The sequence below is a fragment of the Streptomyces sp. NPDC026589 genome (genome assembly GCF_040638385.1).
Taxonomy (GTDB): domain Bacteria; phylum Actinomycetota; class Actinomycetes; order Streptomycetales; family Streptomycetaceae; genus Streptomyces.
On record NZ_JBEZYG010000036.1, the window covers coordinates 30,381 to 48,964 of the forward strand.

The following is an 18,584-nucleotide window of genomic DNA, read 5'->3' on the forward strand; positions in this document are numbered from 1 at the left end:
GAAGATCTGCGCAATTTTCGTTCGATCGGGCATAGCTACAGCCGACCTCGCGTGACGCCACCTTTGAGTCCTCGTTGGGTGAAATGCGCCCGAGATGGCGAGCTTTTCGGCCAGATCCCCGATAGTCTCGGCCAGATCCTTCCGGCGGGTCGTGAAGAACCGACCCTTGTGCGGCAATCTGTAACTCGCCTTCTGTGTGCAAAGTACTGGCGGATCCGATTCGACCCAGACATATGGGGGATTGTCCAGAATGTTACCCGCCCGGAAGCTATATCTCCACAAATCTGTCGCGGCTCAACCGCTGCTTCATCACTGGTATGCATGGCCTTATCTGATAGCGCCTCACACGGGAGCACTGAACCTGCGTGAGCGGCTGCTGCCGATCATGCGGAGCTATCTCGCATCACCCGGCGTCCATCAGAGCGCGCTGTCCTCGCCATCACGGTACGGTGGCCCCTTCCTCAACCCCGTGCACGCCTCGTCCGCCGACGTCGAGGCGCTTCTGGAGACGACGTTGCGGGACGGGCAGGCCCGCCTGACACTCGCGGACGACATGGACAGGCTGCGGAGCCTGCTGCGGGAGCGGGCGACCGGTGGCTCACTGGAGCGGCTCTACCTCGAAGTCCCGGAATCCCTGCGGGGCTGTGTGGAACTTGTCTACGACACGGCGAACCGGCCGTCGTTCAGGTTCTTCGAGGCCCTGCTGTACCGGACGCCGGCCTTCGAGCGGCACAGCCAGAAGGTCTCCCTAACGGCGGTCCCGGCGCGCGACCAGCCGTTTGTCTACGGCAGCCCGATCCTCCCGCACCAGGACCGGCTGGACATCGGTGTCCCGTTCGCCGACGACGTCTGGAACGACGTCTTCTCCGCTCGACTCAACGCCGTGGATGTGGCAGGTCTGGCCGATCGGCTGAATCTCGACCCTGGCGACGCGGCACTCTTCGCTACACTCTTCGGTGACGAGGAGCCAGTTCCGTACCAGAGTGTGGGGCCGGACGAGGTCCGGATGCGGTATTTTGGCCATGCCACGGTCCTGGTGGAGACCTCGGTCGGCTCGGTGCTGCTCGACCCGCTGATCGGATACACCGGTGACGGCTACGAGCACCTGACGATGGCGGACCTGCCGCCTTTCGTTGACACCGTGGTCATCAGCCACTTCCACTCCGACCACTTCTCGCTCGAGACGCTGCTGCAGCTGCGCACGCGGGTGGGCACCGTCCTCGTACCTCGCGCTTCAGGAGGTTCCCTCCAGGACCCCAGCCTCAAGATCATGCTCGAGACGCTGGGCTTCCAGCAGGTGCGGGAGATAGGCGAGTTGGAGTCCTTCGATGTCGCCGAGCGGATGCAGGTGGTGGCACTTCCCTTCATCGGGGAGCACGCCGACCTCGACATCCGGACCAAGATGGTCCCATTGGTGCGGGCCCTGGGCCGCTCGTTCATGTTCGCGACCGACATCACCCCGGTGGAACCCGCGCTATACGGCCTCGTGCAGGACGTCGTCGGCCAAGTGGACGCCCTTTTTGTCGGGCTCGAGTGTGTGGGTGCGCCACTCAGCTGGCTCTACGGACCGATCATGGAGGCCCCGCTGTCTCGCGAGCACAATGAGTCCCGGCGCCTGAAGGGCTCCGACGCGGACATGGCGGACCGTCTCGCACAGCAGGTAGGCGCGGCCCATGTCTACTCCTACGCGATGGGCCTGGAACCGTGGCTCAAGCACCTGACGGGTTCCGAGTTCGAAGCCGATTCCGAACCGGTGCTGCAGAGCAAGCGCTTGATCGAGCTCAGCGCGGCACGCGGCGTCGGCTCGCAACTGCTCTATCGACAGGCTGAGCATGTCTGGTCGGCGGTCGATGGCCGGTCCTGCCAATCCCCATACCGGAGCCAGGTGACATGAACTCTCCCGCCGCTGCCCAGGTGCCGGAAGGCGACCACTGTTTTCTGACGGCGCATCCGCGACCGGACCCACAGCTGACTCTCTACTGCCTGCCGCACGCCGGTGGCGGTGCGTCGGCCTACCGCGACTGGTCGCGTGGCCTGCCCGACTGGATCACGGTCGCGGCGGTCCAGCTGCCCGGCCGGGAGAATCGGATGCGGGAGCGGCCCGACATCGACCTGGACGCGATCGCGGCGGAGATCCTGGCCGAGCAGGGTGACCGCCCGTTAGTCCTGTTCGGCCACAGTAACGGAGCACTACTGGCTTTCGAGCTGGCGCACCTGCTCACGGAGGGAGGATCGAGCCCCGTCTACCTGGGCGTCTCGGGCGCCCCGCATCCCAGCCTGGTGGTCCCGCGTCGTGCAGTGTCGGGCTTGGACGACAGCGCTCTGCTCGCCTGGCTGGTCGATCAGGGCGGTGTCTCGGACGACTTGCTGGCAAGGCCCGAACTCCTGGAACTGATGTTCCCGGCCCTGCGGGCCGACATGGCCTGGTTGGAGGCGTACCGCTACCGGCGCAGGCCGCCGCTGGACTGCCCGGTCTCCGCCTTCGTCGGGGAAGAGGACAGGCGAGTCCTGGCACAGGAGCTGGCGGGGTGGTCCGAGGAAACGACAGGTGTCTTCAGACAACGTCATTACTCAGGTGGTCACTTCTATCTGGCGGAGCACCTTCCCGCGCTCCTCGGGGACATCGCCGAGGATCTCTCGGGCCTTGACTTCTGAAGGGTTTTGTACGTTGGATAAGAATTTTTCAGTACCGGAGGGCGAGCGAGGCCTGGAATTCTGGCGGCGGACGCTGGCCGATCTTCCCTCTGTGGAACTGCCGTTGGACCGGCGCCGCGAGGTCTCACGCGGTCAGTCCCGCGGCTCTGTAAGGGTGTCCGTCGATGAGGAGACCACCGGCGGGCTCCTGGCGTTGTGCGACGAACTGGGGGCCACCCCCTTCACGGCGATGGTCGCCGCAGTGCGCGTTCTGCTCTTCCGGCTGTGCCGGTCCGAGGACGTGCCGTTGGGGACTCTCGTGGCCGATGCGGAGGGACGCGGGCCGGTCAGCGCCGTTGTGCTGCGGACCGAGCTGGCGCCCGAGCGTGGTTTTCGTGACCTGGTGGCCGCTGTCGCCCGCTCGGCCGACGACGCCCATGAACACCGGCACTACCCCTTCGCGACCCTCGTCGAGGAGCTGGCCGCTGGACAGATCGCCGACCGTCACCCCGTCTTCGACGTGTTGGTCCTGTCGGCCGGGTCCGGCCCTGCAGCGGATCTCCCGGCCTCCGGCCCGGCGCACTCCTGCGATCTCGTGTTCGAGATCACGGCACCGGATACGTCCGGCCGTGTGGATGTCCTGATCACCTACCGTCCCGATGTTCTCGACCACTCCTCGGTCGGCCGATTCGCCGATCAACTCCGTTTTCTTGTAGGGCAGATAATCTCGGCTCCTGAGGTTCCGATCCTTTCGCTGCCCAGTCTCCCGCCGGAGCAGTGCGCTGAGCTGCTGGCGCTCGGATCCGGTGGGACGGCGGACTTTCCCGCCGGGAGGAACCTTCTCGACCTCGTCGAAGCACAGATCGCGCGGCGGCCGGATGCCGATGCGGTGATCTGTGGCGACCGTACGCTGACCTTCGCCGAGTTGGACCGGGCGGCCTCGGTCCTGGCGGCCCGGCTCGCCGAAGGCGCCCAGACCGGCCAGGACCGGGTCGTCGCGTTCGTGTGCGCCCGGTCGGGGCTAATGGTGGTGATGTTGCTCGCCATTCTGAGGAGCGGGTCGGCCTTCCTGCCGATGGACCCGGAGCAACCACCGCACCGCCTCGGCCGCCTGGTGCGCGACAGTGCGGCGACGGCAGTACTGGTCGACACAGCACTGGGTTCCGCACTGACCGACGCACTGGCCGAAGGCGGCACACCGGTCGTGACCGTCTCCCTGGACTCCGTGCTGGGCATGGAGGAAGAGCTGGCCGCGGCGCCGAAGTTCCGGCCGGCCGCCCCGGGGGATCTCGCCTACGTGGTGTACACCTCCGGATCCACGGGCGCCCCCAAGGGCGTCATGGTGGAGCACCGGGGCATCCTGAACACTGTCCACTTCCGCATGGGCTACTACGGGCTCGGTCCGGACTCCCGTGTACTGCAGGTGGATCCGATCTACGCCGATGCCGGGATCGCCGACGTGTTCACCGCGCTCGCCTCCGCCACCCCACTGGTGGTCATCACGCGGGAGCAGCTGCTCGACCCGGACGAGGTCGCCGCTGTCATCCGGCGCGAGCGGATCACCCATGCGCTGATGGTCCCGAGCCTCTACCAACTACTGCTGGATTACGCCGGATCGTCCCTCGGCTCGGTCCGGCAGATTGTGCTCGGCGGTGAGCGCGTCACCGACGCGCTCGCGGACCGGCACGCCGAACTGTTGCCGCGGTCGGTGCTGTACAACGAGTACGGCCCGTCCGAAGACAGTGTGCTCTCCACTCTGCATCGGCTGGAGCCGGGACATACGGAGGTGCCGATCGGCCGCCCGCTTCCCGACCGCTGGGTGGACCTGCTCGACGAGCGCGGCGAACTCGTCCCCCTCGGCGCACCCGGGGAGCTGTGTATCGGCGGTGTCGGTCTGGCTCGCGGGTACCGCGGGGACACCGAACTGACCGCGCGGCGCTTCGTGACGAGTCCGGTCCGCGGCGGTGAACGGATGTACCGCACCGGTGACCTGGCCCGCTGGCTGCCCGACGGGAGTCTGTTCTACCTGGGCCGGATCGACGACCAGGTGAAGATCCGGGGCAACCGGGTGGAGCCGGGAGAGGTGGCCGCTGTCATCTCGGAGGCGCCGGGTGTACGGGGTGCCGCCGTCGTCGCGATTCCAGGAGCGTCCGGCGAACTCCGGCTCGTGGCGTACGTGGTGGGTGACGCCGAGCACGGCGCACTGCACGCTTTCCTGGCCGGGCGTCTTCCCGCGTTCATGGTTCCCGAGGAATTCCTGTGGCTTTCCTCGCTCCCGCTGTCTCCCAACGGAAAGCTGGACCGTAAGGCACTGCCGGCACCGCAGGACAGCCCGCGGCGGCCGGAGTCCGAGGAGGCCGGGCCGCTCACCGCCGCGGAACAGCGCATCGCGCGCCTGTGGTCCGAGCTACTCCAGCAGCCGGTCACCAGTCCTGACGCCGGCCTGTTCGAGTCCGGTGGGCACAGTCTTGCCGCTGCCCGGATCGCGCAGGAACTCGGAATCCCCGTTAGTACAGTCTTCGCGAACCAAACTGTACGCTCGCTGGCCCGAGTGGTCGGGGACACCTGGCCGACTGCACCGGCTCGCAGGTCCGTGCCGCCGGACCGCGCTGTCGGCGCGACACCGCTGTCCCGCGCACAACGTCGGGTCTGGCTGAGCTCACGCCGTGACTCGGCGGACGTATTCATCATATCCGATCTGCTCAGGACCGGTCGGACAATCGACGCCGACGCTCTGCGAGCCGCGTTGATGGCGGTGGTGGCCCGCCAGGAAATGCTCCGCGCGCACATACGCCCGGCCGGTAACTCGGCGGACCTGGTGGTGCTGGACGGGCTCGCGGACGGCGTACCGCTACGGGTGATCCAGCTGCCCGGAGCCGACCCGTACGGTCCGGACGTGGCTGACGCGCTGCATGACGCCCGGGAGATCTCCTTCGATCTGGAGCGGGCCCCGCTGTTCGAGATCCGCCTGCTCCAGGGGCCGGTCGGCGGAGACCTGCTGACCGTCACCGCCCACCACCTCGTTTACGACGGCGCCAGCGTTGATGTCCTGCTCGGAGACCTGTTCACCGCGTACGAGCGCGCCGTGGCGGGGGAGTCACCGGCGCTGTCGGCGCTGACCTACAGCTTCCGCGACTGGACGGAGGAGGAGCGGGACTGGTTGGACAGCGCCGAGGCCGGGCAGCAGGAGTCATTCTGGCGCAAGCGCCTCGCCGGGGTGGTCAAGACACCTGACCTGGTCGACCCCGCTCGCCGCGGCGCCCGTCGCGGGACCGCCGGGCTCGTCCGGCGATCTCTCCCGGCGGCGGTTCTCGGCACGGCCGCCGGTACACCGTTCGCGGTTGTGGTGACGGCATTCACCGCGATGGTGCACCGGGCCACCCAAGCCTGCGATCTGGTGCTCGGCTTCCCGGCCAGCCTGCGACAGCACAGCGATGCGGACGCATTGGTCGGATATCTCGCCAACGCCGTGCCGCTACGGCTGGAGTACGACCCGGGCGACGACCTGGCGACGCTGCTCGGCCACGTCCAGGACAGGATCGTTGAGGCCTACGAGCACTCCCGACTGCCCTTCGACGTCCTGGCCGAACGACTGGCGCTGTCGGCCCGACCGGGCCGCAGCGTGCTGCTGGACCTCGGGGTGAGCTGGGAGAACGCGACGATGGGCCCAGAGTCCTACCTGATCGAGGACGTACTGCCGGACCACTTGCCAGCGAGCAGTGACCTGTGGCTCTACGCGAGCCGACGCGGCGACCGCCTGCGTCTCGACCTTACTTATGACGACCGTTTGGTGACAGCTGAGGAGGCCGAGGCATTCTCCGATCAGCTCGCCTCGCTGGTGTCCGAGACGGCGAGCCGCCCGCGGACCCCGATCGGCTCCGGAGCACCGGGAGCGAGGCCCGACACCGGGCGGGCAGCGAAGGAACAGAGTTGGAGTTCGACACGATACGACTTCTGAACAATCCCCTCAGGTCGCATCTTTTAGACCTGGTGCCGTCTAGTCAGGAATCCTGGAGCTGTGGAACGTAACGCCTCAAACATCAACGGGTCGAGGCCCGGAATAACTTTGGTCGAGCTGTTCCGTGAAAGCGTGCGGCGGCACGGCGAGCGGCCGGCCGTGCGACATGACCAAGAGAGCCTCACCTACCGGGAGCTGGACCGGGCATCGAACGCTGTGGCCGGTCTGCTGCGAGGCGCTGGGGTGGCCCGGGGAGACAGGGTCGCCTTCCACCTTGACCGCGGTGTGAAGGTCTTCGCGGCGCTGCTGGGGATTCTGAAGACCGGTGCGGCGTACGTACCCGTGGACACCCGCTACCCGGACGCCCGACGCGATCTGATGATTGTGCGGAGCCGGCCGAAGCTGGTGCTGGCCGAGCGGGGCGGGGCCGAGCGAATGCCCGGGCTGGATGTCGGCATCCTTGAGTACGATCCGCCGAGCCTTCCCGGGCCGGCCGGTGACGAGTCGGTCGTGGTCGATCCGGGTGTCGTCGAGCCCGATCAGCCTGCCGCGCTGCTGTTCACTTCCGGATCGTCCGGCACGCCCAAGGCCGTGGTCCTGGAACACCGGAATCTCTGTCACTTCGCCCGCAACGAGACGCTGCCTGGACTCCGGCCGGACGACCGGGTCGGTCATGTGTCGAGTCTGTCGTTCGACGCTTTCCACTACGAAACCTGGTCCGCCTTCGCGAGCGGAGCCGAGATCGTGGTGCTGCCCAGCATGCCGGACCTGGTCAACCGGGACGTTCAGCGTGAACTACGCCGGCACCGAATCAGCGTCATGTTGGTGCCTACGATGGCGCTGAACCACGTGGTGCGGGAGGACCGGGAGGCGTTCTCCTCGCTGCGGGTGCTGTGTACGGGCGGAGACGTCGTACTCCCGCAGACCTCCCGTGACCTTCTCGCCGGCTCGTTCTCCGGCCGGCTGTTCAACCTCTACGGTCCCACCGAGGCCACCACAGCGTGCGTTGCCCACGAGGTCCTGTCCGTAGCACCCGACGCCGACTCGATACCGATCGGACGGCCGCTGGCCGAGGTTTTGGTGTACGTCCTGGACGAGTCACGGGCCCAGGTGCCCCGGGGGGCCCCCGGCGAGCTGTACGTGGCTGGCCCCGGAGTGGCCCGCGGCTACTTCGACCAGCCGGAACTGACCGAGGAGCGATTCCCGCCGGACCTGTTCGCCGGGGACGGCACGCGGATGTACGCGACCGGCGACCTGGTGTACCAGGACAAGGAAGGCGACTTCCACTATCTGGGTCGCACGGATGATCAGGTCAAGATCCGCGGATACCGGGTGGAGCCCCGCGAAGTGGAGCGGATGCTGGCCCGTCAGTCCGACGTCCGCGAGGCTGCGGTGCTGGTGGCCGGGGAAGGGGGCGACCGGTACCTCGTCGCGCTCGTCGTCTCGGACTCCGCGATCTCGCTCCGGGACCTGCGTAAGCACGCGGAGGCCTTGCTGCCCGAGTTCATGGTGCCCAGTTCCCTGATCCGGGTGTCCGAGATCCCCGCCACCATCCATGGCAAGCGTGATCTGGAACAGTTGGGGCGGCTCGCGGAGGAACACCGGCGCAGGTCCGTCGGCCACGTCCCGCCACGCGACGCCGAGGAGCACTACCTCGCTGGCGTCTGGCGCGACCTGCTCGTGGTCGAGCGGATCGGTGCCACGGACGACTTCTTCGAACTCGGCGGAAACTCGTTGCTCTCCTTCCGGCTGCTTCGCCGCGTAGCCAAGGACCTCGGAGTCACCCTCAGCTCGCGCGATGTGCTGACCACAAGTCGCCTGGAGGCGCTCGCCAGTCTCGTCCGCGACCGGAAGGAACCGGTGCAGGCATGACCTGGCCACCTATCGATCTGACCGACCCCGATCGCTTCGTGGCGCAGGAACACCACGCCATGTTGGCCTGGCTGCGGGAGCATGACCCGGTGCACTGGCACGAGACCGGGCCGGGCGTCGGCTTCTGGGCGGTCACCGGCTACGAGGAGGTGTCGGCGGCCTACCTCGACCACGCGACGTTCAGCTCGGAGAGCGGGCCGATGCTGGGCGGGTCGTTCCGCAGCGAGCGGGACCCCGCCGCCGGACTGATGCTGGTGGCCACGGATCTCCCACGCCAGCGCATGATTCGCCAGCAACTGCACTGGGCGTTCAGCCAGGGCATGCTCAGGAAGATCGCCGAGCGGGTCTCGGAGCTGGTGGACGTTGCGGTGGACCGGGCCGTCACCGATGGAGGCTGCGACTTCTCCACCGACATCGCGCCAGAGCTTCCGGCCGGGGCGCTCATGGCCATGATGGGGATCGCGCACCAGGACGCGGACGAACTCATCGGGATGACCCGGCGGATGATCGGCTTCCGGGATCCCAGCCTCAGCGACATGGCCGAGGACGAGCGGCTGCATCTGGCCATGACACAAGCAGACATCTTCGAGTTCTTCGCCGAGATCGTCCGGGAGCGCCGTAAGAATCCGGGGGAGGATCTGGTCAGCTTCCTGCTGGGGGCAGAGATGAACGGGCGTCCCTGGACCGAGGATGAAATCCTCTACAACTGTCTAAATGTCGTGGTGGGTGGCAACGAGACCTCCTCGTACACGGCGTGCTCCGGGGTGGAGGCGTTGATCGCGCACCCTCGTCAGTACGCGAAACTCCGCACCTCTCCGGGGCAACTGGACAGCGCGGTGAACGAGATCCTCCGCTGGAGCTCCACCAACCTCTACGTTCGGCGTGGTGCGCTCCAGGATGTCGAGATTGGTGGCAGGACGATCCGAAGCGGCGATGTCGTTACGCTGTGGAACGTCTCGGCGAACCGCGACGCGTCCCAGTTCGACGCACCCGAGGTGTTCGACCTCGCCCGTACGCCCAACCGGCATCTCTCCTACGGTGCCGGCCTCCATCGCTGCATCGGAGCGATGCTGGCCCACACAGAGCTGTCCATCCTGTTCGGCAAGATCGCCGGGATCGAGATGACCGCCGCTCTCGCGGGCCCCGTCAAACGCCTCCGGTCGAACTTTATCAACGGCATCACCAGCTTCCCGATCCACTTCGAAAGCCAACGCTGACTCGGAGGCCGATCCGTATGCCACAGACGTACCTTCGGGTCGGGAACGCGGACGCACCGGTCCGGCTGCTGGCCTTCCACCACGCCGGTGGCTCGGCGAGTTCGTTCCTGCCGATCGCCCAGATCGTTCAGATGGAATGTGAGTCCCTTCTCTTCGAACTCTCCGGCCGGGACGAGGGCGAACGAGAGCTCCGTTCCCCGGACTTCACAGCCGCCGTAGAGCGCTTCGCCGCAGACTTCCGTGCTGCGGTCGACCGGCCCACCATTATCATGGCTCACAGCATGGGAGCGATACTCGCGCACCACCTCGTCGGCTCTCTCGCACCGCGGCAACGCGAGGCGATCCGTGTCGTCGTGGTCTCCTCGGCACGGTCGCCGCGGTCCGCCGAGCGGCTCGCGACGATGCCGGCAGCGCCCTTTAAGACACGGACCAGGGAATCGGTGCGCGAGGAGCTGGGCCGCTACGGGGGCTGCCCACCAGAGTTGTTCGACGACCCGGAACTTGTCGCGCACTTCGTCGATGTTTTGGGCCACGACCTGCACCTCGCGGACACCTACGCGCCGGTCGGCGGCCAACCCATCGGTATCCCGTACCTGGTCTGGTACGGGACCGAGGACGAAGCCTTGACTGTGGAGGACATGCGGTCGTGGGATGACGAGAGCTCGGACGGCGTGACCTTCCACGGCTTCCCGGGCGGTCACTTCTACCTTTTCGAACGACCCGAGGCACCTACCGTGCTGCGACGACTGGTGGCTGAGATTGTCGCAGAGACCTGAACGCGCTCATGAGGGTGCCGTCCGACGCCCGGGATGGCTGAGCCGCAGGCAGGCTTTCGCGCTATCCGCTGATCGTCGTAGACGAGGTCGGCTACATCCCCTTCGAGGCCGAGACCGTGAACCTGTTCTTCCAGCTCATCTCGAACAGATACGAACGCGCGTCCGTGATCGTCACGAGCAATAAGCCCTTCGGACGCTGGGGCGAGGTCTTCGGCCACGAGGCCGTGGCCGCCGCCACATGATCGACCGCCTCGTCCACCACGCCGAAGTCCACTCACTGAAAGGCGACTCCTACCGCATGCGCGGACGAGGACGGCAACTTGGCCGCGTCCCCACCGCCACCAAAGACCGACTGAACCACCACAACCGCAGGCCACGTGGTCACGATCAACCGACCAAAGTGGGTCCGCGTGGACATGACTACTGCCGACGAGTCTCCGACTCAGAACACTAGTAGGGCTTGGTCATGTTGGTGCGGGGGTGGGTATGTCGCGGTGGCAGGTGGGGCAGGCGCCGGCCCATGTTGCGAGGAGGGTCTGTAACTCGTGGACGATGCGGTAGAGGCTCAGTGAAGTTCCCCCATGACCTTGGACACTCGTTGCTTACGCTGCCAGGGAGTGACCTTGCTGGTGTCGCTGTCGGATTTCGTGCGGGGTGAGGTGGCCCCACAGAGGGTGCTTGCGTAGCCGTCGTCGGTTGTAGAAGGTCTCGATGTAGGTGAAGATCGCCGCTCGGGCGGTGGTCCGGTCCGGCCAGACGCGGATACCGATCTCTGCCTTGAGGACGGCGAAGAAGCTCTCAGCTGCGGCGTTGTCGTAGCAGGAGCCGGTCCGTCCCATGCTCTGCCGCAGGCCCAACCGCCTCATATGGGACCGGAGTTCCTCGGAAGTGTATTCACTGCCGCGGTCCGAATGGGCTATGCAGCCGGGCTCGAGGCCGCCGCGGCCGACGGCCATGGTGAGCGCGTCGACGACCAGTGATGCCCGGTGGTGGTCGGCCATCGCGTACCCGACGACCTCGCGGGTGGCCAGGTCCATCCAGGTCGCCAGGTAGAGCCAGCCCTGCCCGGTGGGGATGAAGGTGATGTCACCGACCAGCCTCAGACCCGGGGCAGCGGCGGTGAAGTCTCGGCCGATCAGGTCCGGGGCGGGCACCGCCCGCTTCGCCGGCCTGGTCAGAGATCGGCGCCTGCGGCGCGTGACACCGGTGATGCCGCGCTCCCGCATGATGCGTTCCACCCGCTTGCGGTTGACCTGGTGCCCGAGTCGGACCAGTTCCGCGTGGATAAGAGGAGCCCCGTAGGTGTGCTGCGAGGCGACGTGCAGCACGGTGATCTGGTGAGCCAGCGCGTCGTCGGCCTCCTGGCGGCGCCGGCGGGCGGCCTCGCCCTCGGCCCAGGCGTAGAAGGAGGACCGGGCGACCTTCAGCAATCGGCACAGGAGAGCGACGCCGAAGGTGGTCTTCTCCGCCTCGATGAACCGGTAGAGCCCGGTCATCGATCGCTCTCCTTCGCGAAGAAGACCGCCGCTTTTCGCAGCACCTCGATGGTTTTGGCCTGCTCGGCGTTCTGCCTGCGCAGCCGCTTGAGCTCCTCGCGCTCGGCCGAGGTCAGCTCACCGGGCCGGCCCTGGCCGCAGTCGGCCTTCGCCTTGTTCACCCAGCCCCGCAGCCCCTCTGGGCTCACGCCAAGGTCACGGGCGACCTCGGTGACCGTCTTGTCGGAGGCCAGCGCCAACACGACGGCATCTCGCTTGAACTCCTCCGTGTACCGCTTGCTGCGGTTGCTGTTGCTCAACCTGAACTACTTCCCCTGGGACCCATCTGTCCCAGTGTCCACGTGTCCAGGTCAACGGGGGAGCTTCACTCGGCCGTGGCCCAATGGCGACCGCGGACCCCACTACAGGCGACTGGTAACGTCACGAACCCCCCACATTTTCTGTCCCGTACTGCTTTCTAGCGCACCACTCGGACATCCGCTCCCTACTTGGTGCTCTCTCCTTCAAAATGTGACCGCACTGCGGATCCGGCCGTCTGCGGAGCCTGGGCAGCCGGGTAGCCAAGTCCCGTGTGGGCCATAGACCGAATCGCGGCCCAGATGCCGTAGATCCATGTGGGGCTTCTGTCGGAGGCGCACACCGGGGCAGGGGGCGGGAGAGTGCAGTCTGGAGCGTTGCGGTGTGCGCCGTCCGGCGAATCCAGGCAGGGTGGTCAGACTTTCAGTTCCGGTGCGCTGCCTGCGCTACCCGCCATGGCCACGTAGATGGTGTTGGTCGAGGTGCCGCCGCGCAGCGGGTTGGGGAACTCCACCACGTGGGCGGTGGCGTGCTGGAAGGCGTTGGTGAGGAGGGAGATGAAGTCGTGGTCGGGCGGGTCGTTGGACCACAGGGCGAAGACGCCTCCGGGGTGCAGGTGGCGGGAAAGGGCGCTCAGGCCGCCCGGCTGGTAGAGAGCGGCATGGCTCGGGTGCAGCACATGGCGGGGGGAGTGGTCGACGTCCAGCAGGATGGCGTGGAAGAGGCGGCCCGGAGCTTGTTGGGGGTCCAGTCCGTGGCCCTCCCGCACCATGGCGAAGAAGTCGCCGTGCAGCAGTCGGCAGCGATCGTCCGAGCCGAGCGCGGCGCCGAGCGGTACCAGACCGCGTCGGTGCCAGTCGATGACCTCGCCGAGGGTGTCGACGACGATCAGCGAGCGGACCCCTGGCTCCTCCAGAGCGGCGTGTGCCGTGTACCCGAGGCCGAGGCCGCCGACGGCGACATCGAGACCCGGGCGGTGCGCGAGAGGGGCGAGGCCAAGTCTGGCTAGGGCGATCTCGCCCTCGGTGAAGAGGCTGGACATCAGGAACTCGTCCCCGAGCTTCACCTCGTACACGTCGTCTCCCGACAACGGGTCGCGCCGGCGCCGCAGGCTGATATCGCCGATCGGTGTCGGCTTCCAGTCGAGTTCCTCGAAGCGGGTGGTCATGGTGGGGGCTCCTCTAGCGTGACGGGGTGTCAGACGCCAATGACGACGGGATGATCGGCGGCTCGCGGCGGTGGCTGCGGAAGGCCCAGGAGGCGACGGCGTGAGCGATGCGCTGTTCAACCTGATGGAGCTCGCCGATGCCCTCTTGCGCCGCTGCGGCCAGGGTCATCTCGATAAGCGGAATCACGGGCACGAAGGGGGGCGTGCTCGAATCCACGGGCAGGGAAGTCGGGCGCCCGAGTCTTGGCCATGCCCTGCAGACTGAATCCCATCGCACGCAGCGGACCGCCGACCACCGGAGCGCTGACCGGATGATCAGCAACGGTCAACTCCTGGGACAAGTCCCGCAACGAGGCAATAGTCCAGCGCAACGGGAACACAGGATCACCCACCGCATGCGGCTCGATCAATACTTCGAGAGCCGCCAGCAGACCAGGGTCGCGCTCAGCAGCGGCGGACTTGCGCCCGCCGCCCGGTCTACGTATCCGCCCCAGCGCTGGTGCTCCGACCGCGAGTTCCGCACGCCCTTCGCCCCTGCCCTGCTTGGACGGGGGCAAAGTCTTCTGCACGCGGAACGAGGTCACGAATTTGAGTTCGAGTCGGTCGGCTGTTCTTGGGGGAGCACCCAGCGGCCGTCAGCGTCGAACGGCCACGGATAGGCGTAGACGTCGACCTTTACAAGTTCGCCAAGAACCCCCCGCCTGGCCGGGGGATCCGGCGGAGTAACCAGCGCGTGGTGCAGCGGGTCGAGCCGTGCGGCGTACGCCTCCGCCCATTGCAGCCACTCCGCCTCGCCGGCCGGAATCGGAGCGTTGCCGGTTCGAGCGCGGGCTGCCTGGCAGAAGGCGCGGATCTCGGCAGCCTGATTCCAGGCGCTCATCTGTTCGGCGAGTACCTTCGTGCGCTGCTGAGCGATCTGCTGCTCACGAGCCTGTGCAATAGCTGCATACCATTGGCGCCGCCGCTCGGCTTCGAGGAGTTCCTGCTCCCGGTCCCTGCGTTCGCCTTCAGCAGTGAGACGTTCGAGGTCCTGTAGGAAGAGACCCAGGCGCGACTCCAAGGTCCAGCGCGCCCCGTCGCTTTGCGCATACGAGTGCTGGTACCGGCTCTTGGCGGGTGCACCGAGGGCGAGGCGTCCGTTGAACTCCTCGTCGCACTTGGGGGGCCGGATCCAGGGATTGCGCTCCTTCTGGCGTACCTCCTTCGGTGTCGGCTCGTGCGGGACTTTGGCCGTGCGTTCCGTGAGGACGAGGGGAAAGGCTCGGCCCCGGATCACGATCGCCAGTGTGTGGACGGCCTCCCCGCGTTGGAGGTCGGTCTGAGACTCAGCTGTATAGCCGCGGCTCTCAGCTTTGGTCAGTAGCGCGTGCATGATTCGTAGGGCGCGGTCGGCAAGCGGACGCGACACATGCAACGGGATGGCTCCCGCTCTGCCGCGGGTGTCGACCGTGCCCTGAGAGCGGCCCATGGCGTTACGCGTCGCACGGACGAGAGGGTGAGGCCGATCCAGAACTTCCGGTATGTCGATGCTCGGTACCGGAGGGGGCTGGGCAGCTCTCTCGGCCTCTTCGTTGACCAGGGTGAAGACACAGTCGCCGTGTTGGCGGCCGTTCCACCGCACTTTGTGACCTTCGGGGAGGTGCCCGTGGTGGAGTGCGTCGTAATAGGCGGCCCGCCACTGCCCCCGGGTCCGAGGCGCAGGATCAGGAACCGTGATCGTCCCTGATGCCGATTGCAGTCGGGAGACCAGTTCTGTCCCGCCGGCCGGGGCGAGCGCGGCTTGAGCGCTGTCATTCTCCAGCCGCTCCTTCTCCGCTTGGACCTGCCGGGGATGTTTGCCGTGCTTGAGGTAGTAGCGGCCTTCCGCAGTTACCACGGCGACGTGAACACTGCCGCGCCAGGTCCTTTTGATCAGCCCCCGTTGCTCCAGCGCCCTGGCGACCTGTGTACGGCCGGGTGGAATGCGCACGGTATTGGAGGCCGCCGCGAGCTCGCGCAGCAAGTCGGCCTGCGGTGCAGGCACCGTGTACTTCACCACTCCGGCTCCGCTCTAGGGTGCAGATGGGATTGTCAAGGTAGAGGGGAACGGCGGCGACCGAGGTACGTTGGCCCCTCATACGAGTGGTGTCAAGGCTGAACTCGGCCTCGGACGAGGGCATTTGGTGTATAGCCCTGCTGATCCTCCAGGGGCACTTCCGGCATCGTCAGGTCGGGCGCTGCACGTTGTCCACCCCGTGCCATACGCACGGCGAGGCTGATGCGGGCCGGATTACGAGCGACTGGTCGCGGCCGGGCAGTGGACGGACAGTGATCCGGAGGCCCTGGTCGTGGTGGATGCCGGCTACGGCATTCCCCGCCTGGCCTCCGGCATCGTCATCCCCCTCGACACCCTTGTCGTCGCTTCCACCTTTACCGCCTGCGGCGGCTTCCTCGAAGATCTCGGCCTCACCCTCAGCCCTCACCCCGCCGTCCCCGGCGTTCAGGTCGCCGTCGACCCCTCCGGATTCACCGGCGTCCAGGGCGTGTGGGCCGCCGGTAACATCTGCGATGTCCTCGCTGGCGTGCCCCAGCCCGCTGGCGCCGGAAACACCGCAGGTGGCGCCGTCAACATGGATCTCATCCTAGACGGCGCCCGGCGTGCCACCGATCTGGGTACCCGCGCCCACGGTCTGGAAGGCCCCGCATCGTGCGCAGCGAGGCGCTTCCGCAATACGTCGTCATCGCCACCGCCAGGCCCTACGAGTTGAGCACCACTTCCTGCCCCAGCCTCGCGAAGCCCAGGAACGCGTGCAGGAGAAAGCCGACGCCGCACATCGCGCCTGGCTGCTGAAGACGGAAAACTCTCTGTGGGGCATCCGCTCCCGCTCACGGAATGCTTGCCTCTCCGCGGTCAGACCCCCTCCCTGCGGATACCTCATACCTCCGGCATACCGCCCGCAGGATCTCGCCGTGGACCGTCCGGCCGAGGAGGGTGGTGAAGCGGTACTCCAGGGCGGGTCGCGACAGAGGGGTGCGGTCGACGACGGACTGCACGGTCACGGCGCGGCCGGAGTGGTCGCGGATGTGGCGCAGGGCCGCGGCGAGCGAAGGCGGCGATGTGCTGCGGCACCAGCTCAAGGGCCTGGCGGCCTTCCTGGTGGGCCTCACCCTCACCAGCGGCTCCCTCGCCCTGTTGCACCGCGTCGCGTCGGAAGCCGGTGCGCGCGTGGAGCTGGTGACGCTGGTCGTCGCCAACCTCGCCGCGACCCTGCTGGGCTTCCTCCTATTGAGGGCCTGGGTGTTCCCCGGCCGCCGCTCCCGCCGTACGACAGGATCCCCCGCCTCATGACCACCGCTGGCGCCGGCCGAGCCGATCGGCACCCGTTCCCGCCCGCGTCCTCGTCTCCCGCGACCTGGCCGGTCGTTCCTTACCCGGTGCAGCCGGTGCAGCCGGTGCAGCCGGTGCAGCCGGTGCAGCCGGTGCAGCCGGGGTGGCCGGGGTGGCGCGAGCGGTGGCGCTGTGCCGCCGCGCACTACGGTCCCGTGCTCGCGACGTACGGAGTGCTGAAGCTCGCTGGTTTCGCCGTTTTCATGTATCTGCTGGACGCGGCCGGGGACTTCCGCGAGAAGCCCCCCCCCGCTTCGGCGGCGGCGAGCACACCTGGGACGTGCTGGGCAGTTGGGACGGCTGGTGGTACCAGCAGATCGCGCTGCACGGCTACGATCCGGCGTTGGAGCCGGTGTCCGGCGCCAACGGCATGATCACCATCGAGGCCAACTCAGCGGCCTTCTTCCCTCTGTACCCGGCCCTGATGAAGGTGGTGTCAGCGGTCACCGGGCTCGGCCCCTACGGTGCTGACATGACCGTCTCGGTCCTTTTCTCCTTCGTCGCAGCGCTCGGCATCCACGCGGTCACCGCACGCCTCGCCGGCCGGCGGGCCGGTCTGGTCGCCGTCGGGCTGTGGGCGGTGTGGCCCGGCTCCGGCGCCGAGTGGGCGGTGTACTCCGAGTCGGTGTACACGGCGCTGGCCGCCTGGGCCTGCTACGCGGTGATGACCCGCCGTTGGCTCACCGCAGGAGCACTGACCTTCACCGCGGGCCTCTCCCGTCCCACCGCCGTCACCCTGGTCGCCGCCCTCGCCGTGGCGGGGCTGCTTGCCGTGTGGCGCCACAAGGAGCGCTGGCACCGGCCGCTGGTCGCGGTGGCGATCGCACCGCTGGGTGTGGTCGGTTACCTCGGCTGGGTCGGCTACCGCATGGACGTCTGGAACGGCTACAGCAAGCTGCAGGACGGGGCGTGGGCTCACAAGTTCGACTACGGTCGGCACAGTCTCGATGTGCTCACGAATGTCGCGGTGGGCCGCGACGACTACCACTTCGCGATGCCCTTCGAGGACATGATCGGGGTCGGGGTGGTGCTACTGGTGCCGGTGCTGACGGTGCTGACGGTGCTGCTGATCCAACTGCGCCCGCCTGTAGTGCTCGTGGTGTACACGGTGCTGTCGTACCTCATGGTGATGGGCACGCAGCAGTACTTCGGCAACGTCTCCCGCTATCTGCTGCCGCTGTTCCCCCTGTTCGTGCCACTCGCCTTCGCCATGCGTCGCTTGAAGTGGGCCCCGCTCGTCACGGCCCTCGGCACGGCGGCACTGGCCTCTGGTTCGTACGCGGGATACGCGCTGTTCGTGCTGGGCGTGCCGTAGGCCGCGGGCGGCGAAGGGCCCCAATGCCCGGAGCTTGCCCCGGCGGCTCCTTCTGTGGTCCGCCCCGGTGGGTGCTGGGGGTGCCGGGCTGCTGGGTGTCCGACTGAAGGGCTTCACTGTGACTGCGTTCAGGTACCTGGATCCACTGACCTTGAAGTCGTCTTGTCGTAGGGGCTGACGGTTCGTGATCGTCACGGTATGCGGGAGGTATGAGGTATCCGCAGTGCCGCGGCGCGTTGCGGCTCTCCTGCGTGGCGATAGCAGCTTTGGCGGCCAACGTCGTACTCGCTGGGTTCCCGCGTTCAGTCGCCCCCGACACGATCATCTGGGCCAGTGCCCTTGTCCAGGCTGCCGCGCTGGCGTTGGCCGTGTTGGGCCAACCAGTCGTACTCATCGTGGGGATAGGGGAAGGGCCCCAACCGGCCGCCTTGTTCGCAGTCCGCCACCGGGAGGCCCCAGATGAGGAGGGCGGATAGGCAACTCC

General features: G+C 67.3%; 14 protein-coding genes and 2 pseudogenes. 10 read left to right on the forward strand and 6 right to left on the reverse strand.

Annotated features, from left to right (window positions below; genetic code table 11):
* Nucleotides 1-250 precede the first annotated feature (250 nt).
* From AB0F29_RS37990 to AB0F29_RS38020, 7 genes are all read left to right on the forward strand, one after another.
* A complete protein-coding gene (locus tag AB0F29_RS37990; RefSeq protein ID WP_361882502.1) occupies nt 251-1,894 on the forward strand; it encodes an MBL fold metallo-hydrolase in 1,644 nt (547 codons plus the stop codon).
* Nucleotides 1,891-2,655 (forward strand): thioesterase domain-containing protein, encoded by a 765-nt coding sequence (locus AB0F29_RS37995; RefSeq protein ID WP_361882505.1) that lies wholly within the window; start codon nt 1,891-1,893, stop codon nt 2,653-2,655. The genes AB0F29_RS37990 and AB0F29_RS37995 overlap by 4 nt, the downstream gene beginning before the upstream one ends.
* On the forward strand, nt 2,576-6,592 hold the full coding sequence (locus tag AB0F29_RS38000) for an amino acid adenylation domain-containing protein (RefSeq protein ID WP_361882551.1): 4,017 nt from the start codon (nt 2,576-2,578) through the stop codon (nt 6,590-6,592). Before AB0F29_RS37995 ends, AB0F29_RS38000 begins: the two co-directional genes overlap by 80 nt.
* Nucleotides 6,593-6,724: 132 nt before the next feature.
* Nucleotides 6,725-8,464, forward strand: coding sequence for a non-ribosomal peptide synthetase (locus tag AB0F29_RS38005; RefSeq protein ID WP_361882554.1), 1,740 nt, complete (start codon nt 6,725-6,727; stop codon nt 8,462-8,464).
* On the forward strand, nt 8,461-9,681 hold the full coding sequence (locus AB0F29_RS38010) for a cytochrome P450 (RefSeq protein WP_361882508.1): 1,221 nt from the start codon (nt 8,461-8,463) through the stop codon (nt 9,679-9,681). Before AB0F29_RS38005 ends, AB0F29_RS38010 begins: the two co-directional genes overlap by 4 nt.
* A gap of 17 nt (nt 9,682-9,698) precedes the next feature.
* Nucleotides 9,699-10,457 (forward strand): alpha/beta fold hydrolase, encoded by a 759-nt coding sequence (locus AB0F29_RS38015; protein ID WP_361882511.1) that lies wholly within the window; start codon nt 9,699-9,701, stop codon nt 10,455-10,457.
* A gap of 95 nt (nt 10,458-10,552) precedes the next feature.
* Nucleotides 10,553-10,699 carry an ATP-binding protein gene (locus AB0F29_RS38020; RefSeq protein WP_361882557.1) on the forward strand — a complete coding sequence of 49 codons (147 nt, stop codon included), beginning with the start codon at nt 10,553-10,555 and terminating at the stop codon, nt 10,697-10,699.
* Nucleotides 10,700-11,059: 360 nt separating this feature from the next.
* Here the strand turns inward: AB0F29_RS38020 and AB0F29_RS38025 are convergent, their stop codons facing one another.
* The 6 genes and pseudogenes from AB0F29_RS38025 to AB0F29_RS38050 all read right to left on the reverse strand — a co-directional run bounded on the left by AB0F29_RS38025 (nt 11,060) and on the right by AB0F29_RS38050 (nt 15,456).
* Nucleotides 11,060-11,953 (reverse strand): IS3 family transposase, encoded by an 894-nt coding sequence (locus tag AB0F29_RS38025; protein ID WP_361882514.1) that lies wholly within the window; start codon nt 11,951-11,953, stop codon nt 11,060-11,062.
* Nucleotides 11,950-12,252, reverse strand: a complete 303-nt coding sequence (locus AB0F29_RS38030) for a transposase (protein WP_361882517.1) — start codon at nt 12,250-12,252, stop codon at nt 11,950-11,952. Before AB0F29_RS38030 ends, AB0F29_RS38025 begins: the two co-directional genes overlap by 4 nt.
* A 413-nt stretch (nt 12,253-12,665) precedes the next feature.
* Nucleotides 12,666-13,418 carry a spermidine synthase gene (locus AB0F29_RS38035; RefSeq protein WP_361882520.1) on the reverse strand — a complete coding sequence of 251 codons (753 nt, stop codon included), beginning with the start codon at nt 13,416-13,418 and terminating at the stop codon, nt 12,666-12,668.
* 13 nt (nt 13,419-13,431) lie between these two features.
* Nucleotides 13,432-13,635, reverse strand: a complete 204-nt coding sequence (locus AB0F29_RS38040; protein ID WP_361882560.1) for a hypothetical protein — start codon at nt 13,633-13,635, stop codon at nt 13,432-13,434.
* 22 nt (nt 13,636-13,657) lie between these two features.
* Nucleotides 13,658-13,909 (reverse strand): annotated as a pseudogene (locus AB0F29_RS38045) (ISAzo13 family transposase); the annotation flags it as partial.
* Between the two features lie 89 nt (nt 13,910-13,998).
* Nucleotides 13,999-15,456 (reverse strand): hypothetical protein, encoded by a 1,458-nt coding sequence (locus tag AB0F29_RS38050; protein ID WP_361882523.1) that lies wholly within the window; start codon nt 15,454-15,456, stop codon nt 13,999-14,001.
* 289 nt (nt 15,457-15,745) lie between these two features.
* On the opposite strand from AB0F29_RS38050, the gene AB0F29_RS38055 reads away from it, so the two are divergent.
* The 3 genes and pseudogenes from AB0F29_RS38055 (at nt 15,746) to AB0F29_RS38065 (ending at nt 18,100) form a co-directional block, all read left to right on the forward strand.
* Nucleotides 15,746-16,165: a hypothetical protein gene (locus AB0F29_RS38055; protein ID WP_361882526.1), complete on the forward strand. Its 420-nt coding sequence runs from the start codon at nt 15,746-15,748 to the stop codon at nt 16,163-16,165.
* A 263-nt stretch (nt 16,166-16,428) separates the two neighbouring features.
* The gene (locus tag AB0F29_RS38060) at nt 16,429-16,746 is read left to right on the forward strand and encodes a hypothetical protein (RefSeq protein ID WP_361882529.1); all 318 of its coding nucleotides are present in this window, start codon (nt 16,429-16,431) and stop codon (nt 16,744-16,746) included.
* 131 nt (nt 16,747-16,877) lie between these two features.
* Nucleotides 16,878-18,100 (forward strand): annotated as a pseudogene (locus AB0F29_RS38065) (hypothetical protein).
* Nucleotides 18,101-18,584: the final 484 nt, after the last annotated feature.